This is a genomic window from bacterium, from assembly GCA_037147175.1.
Taxonomy (GTDB): domain Bacteria; phylum Cyanobacteriota; class Vampirovibrionia; order Gastranaerophilales; family UBA9971; genus UBA9971.
In genome coordinates this window covers 1-12,741 of record JBAWVS010000004.1, presented here as the reverse complement: position 1 = coordinate 12,741, position 12,741 = coordinate 1, and the positions used below count along the sequence as shown (strand labels likewise).

Annotated in this window: 16 protein-coding genes; 5 read left to right on the top strand and 11 right to left on the bottom strand. The window is 33.6% G+C overall.

What is annotated here, in order from left to right:
* The 6 genes from WCG23_01750 to WCG23_01725 all read right to left on the bottom strand — a co-directional run bounded on the left by WCG23_01750 (position 1) and on the right by WCG23_01725 (position 3,784).
* Entirely contained in the window at positions 1-366 is a 366-nt protein-coding gene (locus WCG23_01750; GenBank protein ID MEI8388586.1) for a hypothetical protein, read from the bottom strand.
* Positions 363-800, bottom strand: coding sequence for a flagellar export chaperone FliS (fliS, locus tag WCG23_01745; GenBank protein MEI8388585.1), 438 nt, complete (start codon positions 798-800; stop codon positions 363-365). Before fliS ends, WCG23_01750 begins: the two co-directional genes overlap by 4 nt.
* A gap of 120 nt (positions 801-920) precedes the next feature.
* The gene (locus tag WCG23_01740) at positions 921-1,331 is read right to left on the bottom strand and encodes a flagellar protein FlaG (GenBank protein ID MEI8388584.1); all 411 of its coding nucleotides are present in this window, start codon (positions 1,329-1,331) and stop codon (positions 921-923) included.
* 42 nt (positions 1,332-1,373) lie between these two features.
* A complete protein-coding gene (locus WCG23_01735; protein MEI8388583.1) occupies positions 1,374-2,186 on the bottom strand; it encodes a hypothetical protein in 813 nt (270 codons plus the stop codon).
* 192 nt (positions 2,187-2,378) lie between these two features.
* The gene (locus WCG23_01730) at positions 2,379-3,530 is read right to left on the bottom strand and encodes an anhydro-N-acetylmuramic acid kinase (protein MEI8388582.1); all 1,152 of its coding nucleotides are present in this window, start codon (positions 3,528-3,530) and stop codon (positions 2,379-2,381) included.
* Positions 3,530-3,784, bottom strand: a complete 255-nt coding sequence (locus WCG23_01725; protein ID MEI8388581.1) for a hypothetical protein — start codon at positions 3,782-3,784, stop codon at positions 3,530-3,532. The genes WCG23_01730 and WCG23_01725 overlap by 1 nt, the downstream gene beginning before the upstream one ends.
* Positions 3,785-4,039: 255 nt before the next feature.
* On the opposite strand from WCG23_01725, the gene WCG23_01720 reads away from it, so the two are divergent.
* Positions 4,040-5,653 (top strand): hypothetical protein, encoded by a 1,614-nt coding sequence (locus tag WCG23_01720; protein MEI8388580.1) that lies wholly within the window; start codon positions 4,040-4,042, stop codon positions 5,651-5,653.
* A 32-nt stretch (positions 5,654-5,685) separates the two neighbouring features.
* On the opposite strand, the gene WCG23_01715 is transcribed toward WCG23_01720, so the two are convergent.
* The 5 genes from WCG23_01715 to WCG23_01695 all read right to left on the bottom strand — a co-directional run bounded on the left by WCG23_01715 (position 5,686) and on the right by WCG23_01695 (position 8,972).
* Positions 5,686-5,850 (bottom strand): hypothetical protein, encoded by a 165-nt coding sequence (locus tag WCG23_01715; GenBank protein MEI8388579.1) that lies wholly within the window; start codon positions 5,848-5,850, stop codon positions 5,686-5,688.
* Positions 5,851-5,949: 99 nt separating this feature from the next.
* On the bottom strand, positions 5,950-6,288 hold the full coding sequence (locus WCG23_01710) for a hypothetical protein (GenBank protein ID MEI8388578.1): 339 nt from the start codon (positions 6,286-6,288) through the stop codon (positions 5,950-5,952).
* Positions 6,289-6,306: 18 nt separating this feature from the next.
* Entirely contained in the window at positions 6,307-8,343 is a 2,037-nt protein-coding gene (gene ligA, locus WCG23_01705; protein MEI8388577.1) for an NAD-dependent DNA ligase LigA, read from the bottom strand.
* Between the two features lie 120 nt (positions 8,344-8,463).
* Positions 8,464-8,664 (bottom strand): hypothetical protein, encoded by a 201-nt coding sequence (locus WCG23_01700; GenBank protein ID MEI8388576.1) that lies wholly within the window; start codon positions 8,662-8,664, stop codon positions 8,464-8,466.
* Between the two features lie 149 nt (positions 8,665-8,813).
* Positions 8,814-8,972 carry a hypothetical protein gene (locus WCG23_01695; GenBank protein MEI8388575.1) on the bottom strand — a complete coding sequence of 53 codons (159 nt, stop codon included), beginning with the start codon at positions 8,970-8,972 and terminating at the stop codon, positions 8,814-8,816.
* Between the two features lie 109 nt (positions 8,973-9,081).
* Between WCG23_01695 and WCG23_01690 the strand changes: the two genes are divergently transcribed.
* From WCG23_01690 to coaE, 4 genes are all read left to right on the top strand, one after another.
* A complete protein-coding gene (locus WCG23_01690; GenBank protein ID MEI8388574.1) occupies positions 9,082-10,470 on the top strand; it encodes an aminotransferase class I/II-fold pyridoxal phosphate-dependent enzyme in 1,389 nt (462 codons plus the stop codon).
* A gap of 68 nt (positions 10,471-10,538) precedes the next feature.
* Positions 10,539-11,066 carry a bifunctional nuclease family protein gene (locus WCG23_01685; protein MEI8388573.1) on the top strand — a complete coding sequence of 176 codons (528 nt, stop codon included), beginning with the start codon at positions 10,539-10,541 and terminating at the stop codon, positions 11,064-11,066.
* Between the two features lie 122 nt (positions 11,067-11,188).
* Positions 11,189-11,839, top strand: coding sequence for a pantetheine-phosphate adenylyltransferase (gene coaD / locus WCG23_01680; protein MEI8388572.1), 651 nt, complete (start codon positions 11,189-11,191; stop codon positions 11,837-11,839).
* 1 nt (position 11,840) lies between these two features.
* A partial coding sequence (gene coaE / locus WCG23_01675; GenBank protein MEI8388571.1) for a dephospho-CoA kinase occupies positions 11,841-12,741 on the top strand: 901 nt, incomplete at its 3' end.

Sequence of the window (12,741 nt, the reverse complement as noted above, 5' to 3'; positions counted from 1 at the left end):
TTAATCTGTTTCGTCAAAAATACGAGGTGTGTTTTGTTTATCAAATTTGTAGGCAGACAAAGCTTTTACAGTTTTAGCAGTTTTGTTTATTTCAGTTGATAAATAATGCTTTTTTTCTTGAATAAGTCTGAGATTTTCTTCTTCAATCTTATTAACCTGTTCAGAAATTTCTTTTAAATCTTCTTCATTACCTGTTTTAGATAAAGAAATTAATTTTTGAATAAATATATCTTTCTGCTCAAGAAAATCCTGCAAATTTTCGTTAAAACTGTCAAAATCATCTTTAGGAAAATTATTAAGCATTAAATTTATTTGAAGATTTAATTCCAAAATTTTTTCATAAAGATTTTTCATTTCTTTTATCATGCTTTTCGGATTGAATCCTCTTCGTCTTCTTCATCATCCAGCATGTTTACGCTTGATTTTTCTCTGTTGGCAATTCTTATAGCTTCTTCCCATGTTGATTTTAGGTCTTTCAAGTGGATAAGAACTTCATCAATCATAGCAACGTCTTTTTTCATGTTTGCCTGCACCAGTCTAAAGTGCATATATTCATATAAATTATAAAGATTAACAGCTGTAGCCCCGCCAATTTCCATATCAAGTGTGTTCATAAATTCGGCAACGATTTTTTGCGCCCCTATAATATTATTATGAACTTCTTGAATATTTTTGTTTTCAAGTTCTTTTTTAGCTTTATTCAAAAACTGAATAGCTCCGTCATAGAGCATAATTAGTATTTTTTCAGGACTTGCTGTTTGAATTTGGCTTGTTTGGTATTGTTTAAGATATGGATTCATTAATTAACCTTTTAAACTCATTCCCTCTTTATCTTAGCAAGTGTGTATTTAAAGTCTAGCACAAGCAGGTATATATATTTATTTTAAACTTTTCTAAAATAAATTTCTCCTACAGACGCATTATATTCTTCTGTCAACCAAAATTCCAGAAGCTGTTTTGCTCTTTGAAACAAGATGTAAGAGATCATTTGGCGAAATGGTTTCGATAATGTTGCCTGATTCTCTGTCAATTAGCTCTACCATGTCGTTTGATTGATTAAACAACACTTTGAATTTATTTATTTTGTTAGATTTATTAAGAAATTCCGGAGAATTTTCGTCAGAAAGTTCATCGGAATTGTTTTCTTGGGTATTCTGTTTTTGAGAATTTTGTTTATTTTTGCCGTCAGCCTGAACTTTATGGCTTCCATCAAGTTTTTTCACAAAAGTTTTTGCCTGCGTTTGAGCAGACATTTCCGCCTGAATATTCAATTCGGAAGGAAGTGTGATTTTGTAGCCGGCTTCTGTAAATGATATTCCGTCAAAAGGCATTATTGTCTAATTCCTGTTTTCTCAGATTTCTGAGTAAATGGTTTAAGCACCTCTTAAACTAAGCATAGCAAGAAGCAGATTTTTATCAAGATGTCTTATATGCATTTTTATACTTTTACTGGGAGCTTCATTTATATTTTTTATAGTAGTGTTTTTTAGTTTTTCTGCTGAGGCTTCATCTCTTTTTTCTGTATCTTCTTCCGTTGCTGTTGAAGATGAGCGCTTAATTTCAACAAGACTGTTTTTATTCACACTTTGAGCCAGTTTTTCTTTTTTATCATTAAGATCTTGCTCTTTAGTTTTTATGTTATCTATTATGTCGTTAAGTTTTTTAACAGATTTGTCTTGTTGTTCTGTTGTTGCCGTTTCAAGGTTTTTAATGTCAGAAACTTTTATTTCTGCAAGAGAAACAGCTTCTGTTTTGCTATCAGGAGCATTTTTTGTATTATCATCTGTTGCTTTAATCAAACTTGTGCCGTTAAAAGAAGTTTCTTTTGCAATTTGGTTAATTTTGTCATAATTTTCATTAATTTTTTGTCCGAAAACCTCTTCTGTATTTCCTTTTTCAACATTAGTTTTAATATCCGTAACTAATGAAGCTATTTTGTTGAGGGACTCATTAGTAATATCAATAGCTGTAGATTGGCTCTGAATATTTTCAGACGAACTTTGAGCAGTATCAGGCTTTTGCGATGAAGCTTCAAACACATCATTAACCACAGGCTCTTTTACTGTAGAGTCTGTTGCTTTAGTATTATTTGTTTTTTCAGCCGTTCGTGCTTCTTCAGCCAATTTTGTCTGGAGAGCGGAATCTATTCCATAAGACCTACTTAAGTCATCCATGGCAAACGACATATTTTGTACTCCAACAACCAATTCCGTAAATTAATTTGATAATTCAATGATAAAATATGCATACTGTTGACAAAACTTATAAAAACTATATACCCTTTCAGGGGAATTACAAACATGTTTTTAAGAACATTTTACATGTTGTAACGTTAATCTTAAACAAACGGTAATGGCCTTTTTTGAGAGGAAGACCATTTATGCATAAGAAATTTTACCGAGAATTTTTTTGTATTTAGCGCCTGTGCAGGAAGGCACGTTATTTGGAATTTTATAAAAAGTAGTATAGGCTAACATAGCAAAAGCCAGAGCTTCCTTGAATTTGTCTGAAACTCCAAAGTCTTTGTGGCTCAATATTTTTACGGATTTTCCGAAATATTTCCCCATCCTTTTCAAGAGTTGCGGATTATAAGCTCCGCCTCCACCTATAATAAGCTCGTCAATTTTTGTTTTAGGGAAAATAAACTGATCATAAGCATTAAAAATAGTTTTTGCGCTCAGGGCAGTTATAGTTGCCATGATGTTGTAAGGATTTGGAGGTGCTTTTAAGAGCATTTTTTCTACATATTCAGGAGAAAATAACTCTCTCCCCGTTGTTTTTGGAGGGATTAGGCTATAATATTGTTCGTCAAGCAGATAATTAAGCCAGTTTTCATCAATTTGCCCCGCTGCTGCAAGTAATCCGTCTTTATCATAAGCCTGATTGAAAAATTTTCTTGCACAATAATCAATCATTACGTTTCCCGGCCCGGTGTCAAAAGCAAAAATGTCGGCATTAGGGCTTATTACAGTAACATTTGCCATTCCTCCGATATTTTGGATTGCTCTAGAGATTGTGCTTGATTTGAAAAGAATTTCATCGGCAAAGCACACGAGCGGTGCGCCCTGACCTCCTGCGGCAATGTCTGCCGGTCTGAAATCAGAAATAGTGGTTATTCCTGTTCTTTCTGCAATAATTGCAGATTCGCCTATTTGCAGAGTGCTTTTTTTAGTAAATCCGTTTATAAATTCATCAATCGGTTTATGATAAACAGTTTGACCGTGAGAACCTATTAAATCAACTTCTTTGGGAGTAATTCCTGCTTTTTTTATTACTTCCAGAGCCGCTTGAGCAAAATATTCTCCTATAACAAAATTCATCCAGCAAATTTCTTCGATGGAGGCTTTATTTTCAAAGATTTTGAAAATATTTTGTTTTATATTTTCCGGATAATCCCAAACAAGAGTGCTTAATATTTCAAACGAAAAATCAGGGAATGAGTTAATTCTGACAAGGCATGCATCTATACCGTCAACAGAAGTTCCTGACATTAATCCTATTACGAGCTTAGGTTTTAACGCTTCCGCCATTATTCCAATATGTCTTCAATGACGTTCAGTTCTGCTTTATCAGCTTTTTCCAGAGCTACGTAAGTTAAATATGCACCAAGCGCAATCGCCTTAGGGTCTAAATTCGTCTGTTGAGCAGATTCTATTATTAATGCGTTAACTTCAGGATTTTCTTCCTTGATGTAGTGAATCATTTTTTTTCGCCAGTCGGCTACAGTAGGAAGAACTTCTACCAGTATTGATTCTTTTATCTCTTCTGTAATTAATGGAAGCAATTTATATAATACCTCTTTTTATTGCATAACTTTAATCATGCACAAATTTAATTATATTAATAAAATTTATAATTGTCATACTTTTTTTAGATTATTATTATGATTTTAATTCTGAATTTAATATTTGGTTGATTATTAAAAAAACTTAATAATTGAGCATAAAAAAGAAAAAACATGGCAATTTTTTATTATTTTTATACTTTATATATTTAAGAGGTAGAGATAAAAAAATAAGAGAACGTGGGGGAATTTGGAATGGCATTAGAAAGTGTAAAAAAACAAGATTCAAGTTTGTCATGGGGGCAAACAAGAGCTAATCTTCGCAAAGAGCAAAAAACAAATACCGTAGAAGATGCTATCTTTAAAAATTTACAAAAAGAAAAAGATGCTCAGAAAAAAGGAATCAATGACAATGATTTTGAATATAAAATTGAAAATGGGTATACTTTTGAAGAACTTGACCAAGCTTTAGAAAAATTGACTAATGAAAAAATTGACGATAAAAAACTTCAAACCTATCTTGAAAACGAAAAAATAATCCAACAAAATAACACGAGTAAAATGTTTGCAGATAAATCATTTAACTTGAAAAAACTTTTGGATTCGGTTAAAGAATCTGCTGTGAAACCCACAGAAGTAAAATCAGAAGGGAAAACTACCCCTGCATCAGCAAAGGCAGTTGAGGCTAGTGGCAGCAAAAAACCTTTTGGAACTACAGTCAAACAAACAGAAGCTGCCGCAAGCGCAGCTGCGTTGCCTGCAAAACCTGAAAAAGTTGTAAATAAAGTTGTTACAGATAATAAGCCTGCAAAGACAACAGACAGCAAAGATGATGGAAATATATCTTTTGGAGAAAAAGCAAAAGCATTTGTTGGCGGCGTTGGAAACTTTTTTAAAGGAATGTTTTGTGATGAAAAAGGATTTAGTCTTGGCAGAACAGCTGCAACAGTTGGTACTGTTGCAGCTGTTACTGCTGCTGCAGCAGGTTTTCTAGGCGCTACAGCGGCAGCTGTTGTGGCTTCTCCTGTCGTAATTGTAGGGGCAGCTGTTGTTGGAACAGCAATAGGAGCAACTCAACTTGTTAAAGGAGTAATGAAAGCAAATAATGCAAAAACGGATAACGAAGCCAAAAACGCTTATAGTGAAATGGGTTCAGGAACTACAGGGATAGCATTATCCTTATTAGGCGCTAAAGCAGGCTTAAAAATGGCAGGAAAAACTTCCGGTTCACCCGTAGGAGAGTTTACAGAATATACGGAAGTATCATCAAATCCGGTAACGACACAAAAACTATTACCCTCGCCTAAAGCGCAAAAACTATTGACTCCGCCCAAAGCGCAAACAACAAATGCTCCAGTCGAACCTCCAGCACCTGTGCAACCATCAGCACCAGCCAAGCCGATAGCGCCAGTAGAACCAAATGTTATAGAAACGACGCATGCTAATGGACAAATAGCTTCAAAGACTATATATGCTGATGCTGCCAAAACAGAGCCTATTAGAAGAATTGAGTTTAACAGCAGTGGCGATATAACGGCTACTTATATAAAACAGCCTAAAGGTACAATAAAAATATCCAAATCGATTTGGCAGGGGCAGCCTCTAAACGCAATTGAAATAAAAGGACCCAATGGACAAACATTAGTTGTTAAGTCAGTGAAAAACCTTAAGTATAACTCAGAACTAAAGGCAATCACCTTGAACGGTAAAACGCAAAAGTTTATGGATATTAATAGTAACGCGCCTGAATATAATCAAAAAATCAATCAAGTTATGACAGATGCTACAAAAGATGAAAATTATACAATACCAATAGAAGAATTATTCGAAAAAACTAACGCTTTATTTAATAGATATACAAAGAAATAGTAAATCTTAATTTAAGCAGGTTAGAAATTCTTCTAACCTGTTTGCTTTTTCTTAATATCCAGAGCTGCGTCATAAGCAAGGATATATGCGCTGCATGCTTTATAATTTTTTAGATACCAGGCACAGTTTTCTTCAAGACAAAGCTGTGTAACTTCTTTTCCTGCGCTGATTAAAGGGCAAATTTGAACACTACTCATTTATTTTCTCCTACATTAATAACCCTTATTTTAGCAGTTTTATTTTTTTACGGCGTAGATGATTTAAAGGATTTTTTTGTAAAAATATTTTAATTTAAACTAGTCTTCTGAAGCTTTTTCCTGTATTTCGTCAGCTTCATGTATAACTTTTTTTATTTCATCATCTGTCATTTCTTCGTTAGAAGTGTGAATTTTGATGGAAATACTGTTTCGGAAAACAAGATACATTGAGATTATGACGAAAGCCCATAAAAGAGATGCCTGAACGTAATTTATTATGGGAGCCTGGAGTCTTGTTGCTATTACTTCATTCCATCCCGCCATAACTAACCAGACAGGAAAGACGATAAATCCAAAAAACAGACAAGTTGAAATAAATCCTACTAATAAAAGTCCTGATAAGCCGTGTATTTGAAATATTTTGAAATTTTTGTTCATAAGCATCCTTGATAAAAATTATCGGGAAATTAATTTTAAGAAATCATTTTCATTTAAGATTGTAACATTTAATTTCAAAGCTTTCTCATATTTTGAACCGGGGTTTTCTCCAACCACCACATAAGAAGTTTTAGCGCTTACACTGCCTGTAACTTTACCGCCAAGCTTTTTAATTATATCACCAGCCTTGTTTCTGTCCATAGACTCTAAAACCCCTGTTAATACAAAAAATTTGCCAGCCAGCGGTTGTTCTCCGACTGTTTGTTGTCTTTCTTCTTCAAGTTTTACTCCTAAATCTTCAAGTTTTTTTAGCATGGACATGACATTTTGATTTTCAAAATATTTTACAATGCTTTGTGCTATTTTTTCACCAATACCCTCTATGGAGGAAAGTTCTTCAATAGATGCCGATTTTAAAAGTTCAACAGAATTGAAACTCTGGCTTAGAATTTCAGCGGTTTCTTTTCCGACATATTTTATTCCCAGAGCGTTTATTAAATTAGCAAGAGGACGAATTTTTGAGGAATTAATAGCATTTATGATATTTAATGCCGATTTTTCTGCCATTCTATCCAGAGAAAGCACATCTTCCATTGTTAGCGTATATAAATCAGCAGGGTCTTTCACTAAATCTTTTTCGATAAACTGCGCAACAAGAGAGTTACCCACTCCGTCAATATCCATAGCTCCTCTGCTAACCCAGTATTCCAGCCATCCCTGAAGCTGTGCTTTGCAGCCTGCAAGGTTAGGGCAGTATGTGATAACTTCATTTTCTTTTCTTTCAAGTTTTGTTCCGCAGGAAGGGCAAACGTCAGGATATTTGAAAGGCTGGCTTAAGGCCCATCTTTGAGATACATCCACTCCGATTATTTTTGGAATGATTTCTGCGGCTTTTTTTACCCATACTTTATCGCCAATTCTGGCGTCCAGTCGTTCTATTTCATCTGCATTATGAAGACTTGCCCTTGAAACAGTCGTCCCTGCAAGCTTTACCGGTTGAAGAACTGCAACAGGAGTTACTGCTCCTGTCCTTCCTGTATTTATTTCTATATCAAGAAGGGTTGTTAAAGCTTCTTCAGGAGGAAATTTATAAGCTATTGCCCATCTTGGAGCTCTTGATGTATAACCGAGTTCTTCCTGTGTTGGGATGTCGTTAATTTTTATAACTACACCGTCTGTTGCGTAGTTAAGTTCAAATCTTTTTTCCTTCCAAAATTCACAAAATTCGATAACTTCATCGATATTATTGCACAATTTGCTCGTGGGGTTGGTTTTGAAACCTAATTTTTTAAAAAGTTCCAGAGTTTCTTTGTGGGAGGAAGGATTGTGGTTTCCCTCCACAATTCCTGCGTAAATAAAAATATCCAGATCTCTTTCCTGAGTGATTTTGGGATCAAGCTGTCTTACTGAGCCGCTGCCTGCATTTCTCGGGTTTGCAAATTCAGGCTCATCATTTTTTCTGCGTTTTTCATTAAGTTTTTCAAAGGAAGAAACCGGCATGAAAATTTCTCCACGCGCTTCTATGAATTCCGGGACTTCTTTAACTTCTCCGGAATAGAGCTTTAGGGGTATGCTTTTTATAGTTTTTAAGTTTACGGTGATGTCTTCTCCGATTTTGCCGTCGCCTCTGGTTGCACCTCTTACAAAAAGCCCGTTTTCATAGCTTAAAGAGATTGCCAGCCCGTCAATTTTTAGTTCGCAGAAAAGTTCTATGTTTTTTTCATCGGAAAAAGCTTTTCTTATGCGGTTATACCAGTCTGTTAAATCTTCTTGCGAGTAAGCGTTATCAAGGCTAAAAAGTCTGTATTTATGTTTAACCTGCTCAAATTTTTCTGACGGGACTTCTCCGACTCGTTGAGTCGGGCTGTCAGGCGTTATAAATTCCGGATATAAATATTCAAGTTCTTTTAATTCGTTAAACAGTCTGTCATATTCGCTGTCAGGGACTTCAGGGATGTCTTTTACATAATAAAGATAATTATGATAATTTATTTTATCGCGCAAATCTTTAATTTTTTTTTCAATTTCCTGTTTTGTTAAACCCTGCAAACTCATTCCAAAATATTTCCTTCACTGTATGTAAATTTGTCATTGCGAGGAGAACTGAAAGTTCGATGCGGCAATCTAATACATTATGAAGATTTTACTATAAAAATGGTTATGCCATTAGATTTTTTATGCTTTTAAATCTAATTTTTTAATGTCATCTATTGTGCCTCTTACATTGACCAAAGGCACATCAGTATCCTTAAAAAAAGAAATAATGTCTGATCCTGGGTAGGTTTTCATTTTGCTGGCTTTAGAAACATCTACATATGACCCTTTGTCATTTAAATTTGGTAAAAATATAGCTGATCCTAATCTAATTGCGTCCATAATTGTTTTCCTTTTCTTTTATTAAATTATTTTTAATTTCTAAATTTATAAATCACGTGAAGAGAAAAAATTGCTGAGCAAATTTAAATTGTTTTTTAAAAAATACGATTTAAATATTAATAATGGATAAATAATCTATTTAATATTTCTTAATATCCGTTTATATTAATTACTGAATGAGCCCTGTTTATGTGTGTTAGAGGGCTGCTGTCATTTATGAAAGCAATATAATATGTTGTGCAAAATGAAATAATAATTAAATTTAGTACAAATCCGATGGCGGCTATTAAAAAAAGTTTGTTTTCCATCCCCAATTTTGCCTCCGAAGTATTTTTGTTATAATCTGGATGTTACTCTTTTTTTAGACGCATTAATATTAAACAGGAAGACTTAATAAAATTACAGACGAGCTAGTTTATGTATATTATTCAGGCGATAAATAAAATAATCAGGCATGAACCGATTTTGTTTACCACACCGGGACATTCGGGGGGCAAAGGCGTTTTAGATGAGTATAAAGAAGTTGTAGGCAAAAAAATTTTTAAAGCAGACCTCTCTGAGCTTGAAGGTCTGGATAATCTTCAAAATCCGTCAGGTATAATAAAAAATTCGTTAGTTCGAGCAAGTGAAATCTACGGAAGTAAAAATACATTTTATCTCGTCAACGGTTCGACCTCGGGCATAATTGCGTTAATGCTCGCCACGGTCGGCAGAGGGGATTCTGTTTTAATTTCAAGAAATGTCCATAAAAGCGTTATAAGCGCACTAACTCTGTCAGGGGCTCATCCTGTCTGGATAAGTCCTGAGTGGGAAAACGAATGGAATATTCCTTCCTGCATAAACCCTGAAAAAATAAGGCAAAAACTTGAAAAAAATCCAAAGATAAAAGCTGTATGGATTACAAGCCCAACTTATGAGGGTATAGTTTCCGATATAGAATCAATTTCAAAAATATGCAAAGAAAAAAAAGTTCTTCTTGTTGTAGATGAAGCGCATGGCGCTTTATGGAATTTTTCTGAAAAATTGCCGTTATCTTCAATTCATCTTGGAGCGGACGCCTGTGTCCAGTCTTTGCATAAGACAGGATCATGTCTTACTCAGGGAGCAGTTCTTCATTTGAGCAAAAATTCCGGAATTAATTTCGAAAAATTGTCGCAAAGTCTTAATCTGGTCAATACAACTTCACCATCGTATTTGATTTTATCAAGCATAGAGGCATCTATAGAATATCTGCATTCAAAAGAAGGTCGGCAAAATATTGATGAGTTGCTGAAGGATATTGAAGAAATAAAATCTTTTATCAAAAAAAATGTTGGCATAAATTTTTTGGAAAGTTGTGAAAATTATCAGCATGACCCTACAAAAATTTTTATGGGATTAAACGGCATATCAGGATATAACCTTTCTGATATCTTGTTCAAAAAGTTTAATGTAGAGTTTGAACTTGATAATAATAAAGGTGTTCTTGCGCTTACAGGAATAGGAACAACAAGAAAAAAACTTGAAAAGTTTGCTTTTTCTTTAATTAAAGCTGAAAAAATTCTGCAAAAATCCCAAGATGTATCAATTTTGCAGCCTTTTATACAACCGACAGTTATTTATTCCCCTGCTGATGCTTTTTATAAAAAGTCCAAAAAAATTGAGATTTCAAAATCAGTTGGTTTTATTTCAAAAGAAACTATCGTTAATTATCCTCCTGGCATTCCTTTGATTATCGCAGGAGAAGAAATTAAACCCGAGCATCTGGAAGTTTTTGCTTGCGAAGTTGAAGCAGGAAAAAAGGAAATAGATGTCATTCTTGACTAGTCGTTAATTTTAGCTAATATGTTATACTGAGGTATAATTAAATTATAAAAATTTAATGGAGTTAATTTATGATTGAAATGCAGGTAATGGGAATAGCTATAGATACCAAATCAGGTTCTCCCATTGTTGTCCTTAACGATGTAGAAAAGAGAAGGGCTCTTCCTATATGGATCGGACAGGCTGAAGCCAGTGCAATTATAAGACAACTTGAAAACATTAAAACTCCAAGACCAATGACACATGATTTGATTTCTAATTTGCTTGATTTGTCCTCTTTTGTCGTAGAAAAAATAGAAATAAATGATTATAGCGATACGACTTATTATGCGACCATTTTTATTAAAGGCAAAAAGAATGAGAAGTTTAAATTAGATGCAAGACCATCAGATGCTATAACTATAGCCTTAAAAAACAAAGCCCCGATATTTGTAACGCCTAATGTTATAGCGGATGGAACTATTTCTACAGATGAAGAAAGAGATGAACAGGAATCAGAAGAATTTAAAAAGTTTGTAAATGACATCAAGCCTTCTGATTTTAAAAATCTTTTAGAAAATTTTGAAAAACCCGAAGGCTTTAACGAGGAAAATAGTTAAAGCCGTGAAGTCCTAGTGATGTAACGAATTGTAAAAATTCATGACGGACAATATCATGAATTTTTTTGTTTGAATTTTAAAGCAATTGTTAGTTTTAAAATAATTTAAAAGGTGGGATTTTCATGAATGTTGCCATAAAAAAAACTTATTTAAACTTAATGCCGGTTTTTCCTCGTAATAAATTAGCACAAAGCCAGTCACAAAGTAACATTAATCAAAATAAAATAAATGATAGTCGCTATGATTTTTCTATTTATAAAAATAAGGGTATTACTTTGCCATTTGGAGTTAAGGCAACAGCAGTTTATGCAGGCAGTTTTGACCCTATTACCAAGGGGCACTTGGATATTCTTAAAATCGCCGCAAAGCTTTTTGATCAAGTTATAGTTCTTATCGCAAAGAATCCTAGAAAAACAAGATACATCCCTATTGATGACGCTGTTGATCTTATCAAAAAATCCGTTGAGGATTTAAATAATGTTAAAGTCGATACATATAAAGGTTTGACTGCTAATTATGCTAAGGAAAAAGGTGCAGGTTTCTTGTTAAGAGGCTTAAGAACGGTGTCGGACTTTGATAGCGAGATGCAACTTTCTGAAATAAACAGAAGGCTGAACCCTGAATTGAAAACAATATTTTTACCTGCAAGCTCAGAGAATAACGCCATATCTTCTAGTGCGGTGCGTGAAATTCTGAACAATGATGGGGATATTTCTCAATTCGTTCCCCAATCTGTTGCAGAATATTTATATAAACACCAGAAAGGTCAATAATATGATTATATCTCCTGTTAAAAGTTCTTTTGTTATAAATAACATATCAAGAAAGAATGAAATTAGACATAGAAGTTCTTCAATTTTTTTTACGGCAAGAACACTCGCAATTACGGGAAATATTGCAGCAGGAAAATCTACCGTGCAAGAACTATTTGAAAAGAAAGGTATTCCTTGTATAGATGTTGACCACGTTGTACACGAACTATATAACAATGACAATGTTGTAATACAAGATGTAAAAAAAATATTTGCTGATTATGGATTTCATTCATTAAAAGATGATGATTTTATAGATAGAAGTAAAATTAGAGATATCGTTTTCCAAAATGAGGCACTGAAAAGAAGTTTGGAGGATATAGTTCATCCTGCTGTAGAACGACGAGTTGAAGAATTTATTCAAAAAAATAAAAGCAATAAAAATGTTGCCATTTTTAATCCACTTTTGTTTGAAACTAATAAACAAAGCCATTATGATTATGTGGTTTTGATAAAAATTGATCCTCAAGAACAGTTAAAAAGATTACTTTCCAGAAATTCTTTTCTTACTCCCGAAACGGCTATACAGAGAATAAATTCTCAAATGCCTCAATTCTTAAAAGAAAGCCGTGCTGATTTTGTAATAGACAATTCCAAAGGAACCAAGAGTGTTGAAAAACAAGTTGACACGTTGATTTCTAAATTAAATGGGACGTTTACACCTAATAACTCAAATTTATTTATTGGGATTCCCTTTCTTAAATACACTTGGGATGAAACCTTGAAACAAATTGGAATTAAATCCGTTGATATTTCAGAGGGTTTTAGTAGTGTTATTAGTGCTTATGATGATAAAAGCAGAAGTTACCATGGAATCAAACATATTGAAAAAATGTTAAAAGAACTTAAAAATTATGAAATTA

Bases quoted from the DNA above. Each gene is read 5' to 3' on its own strand.
- WCG23_01750 (MEI8388586.1), bottom strand. From the start codon at position 366: ATGATAAAAGAAATGAAAAATCTTTATGAAAAAATTTTGGAATTAAAT.
- fliS (MEI8388585.1), bottom strand. From the start codon at position 800: ATGAATCCATATCTTAAACAATACCAAACAAGCCAAATTCAAACAGCA.
- WCG23_01740 (MEI8388584.1), bottom strand. From the start codon at position 1,331: ATGCCTTTTGACGGAATATCATTTACAGAAGCCGGCTACAAAATCACA.
- WCG23_01735 (MEI8388583.1), bottom strand. From the start codon at position 2,186: ATGTCGTTTGCCATGGATGACTTAAGTAGGTCTTATGGAATAGATTCC.
- WCG23_01730 (MEI8388582.1), bottom strand. From the start codon at position 3,530: ATGGCGGAAGCGTTAAAACCTAAGCTCGTAATAGGATTAATGTCAGGA.
- WCG23_01720 (MEI8388580.1), top strand. From the start codon at position 4,040: ATGGCATTAGAAAGTGTAAAAAAACAAGATTCAAGTTTGTCATGGGGG.
- WCG23_01715 (MEI8388579.1), bottom strand. From the start codon at position 5,850: ATGAGTAGTGTTCAAATTTGCCCTTTAATCAGCGCAGGAAAAGAAGTT.
- WCG23_01710 (MEI8388578.1), bottom strand. From the start codon at position 6,288: ATGAACAAAAATTTCAAAATATTTCAAATACACGGCTTATCAGGACTT.
- ligA (MEI8388577.1), bottom strand. From the start codon at position 8,343: ATGAGTTTGCAGGGTTTAACAAAACAGGAAATTGAAAAAAAAATTAAA.
- WCG23_01700 (MEI8388576.1), bottom strand. From the start codon at position 8,664: ATGGACGCAATTAGATTAGGATCAGCTATATTTTTACCAAATTTAAAT.
- WCG23_01695 (MEI8388575.1), bottom strand. From the start codon at position 8,972: ATGGAAAACAAACTTTTTTTAATAGCCGCCATCGGATTTGTACTAAAT.
- WCG23_01690 (MEI8388574.1), top strand. From the start codon at position 9,082: ATGTATATTATTCAGGCGATAAATAAAATAATCAGGCATGAACCGATT.
- WCG23_01685 (MEI8388573.1), top strand. From the start codon at position 10,539: ATGATTGAAATGCAGGTAATGGGAATAGCTATAGATACCAAATCAGGT.
- coaD (MEI8388572.1), top strand. From the start codon at position 11,189: ATGAATGTTGCCATAAAAAAAACTTATTTAAACTTAATGCCGGTTTTT.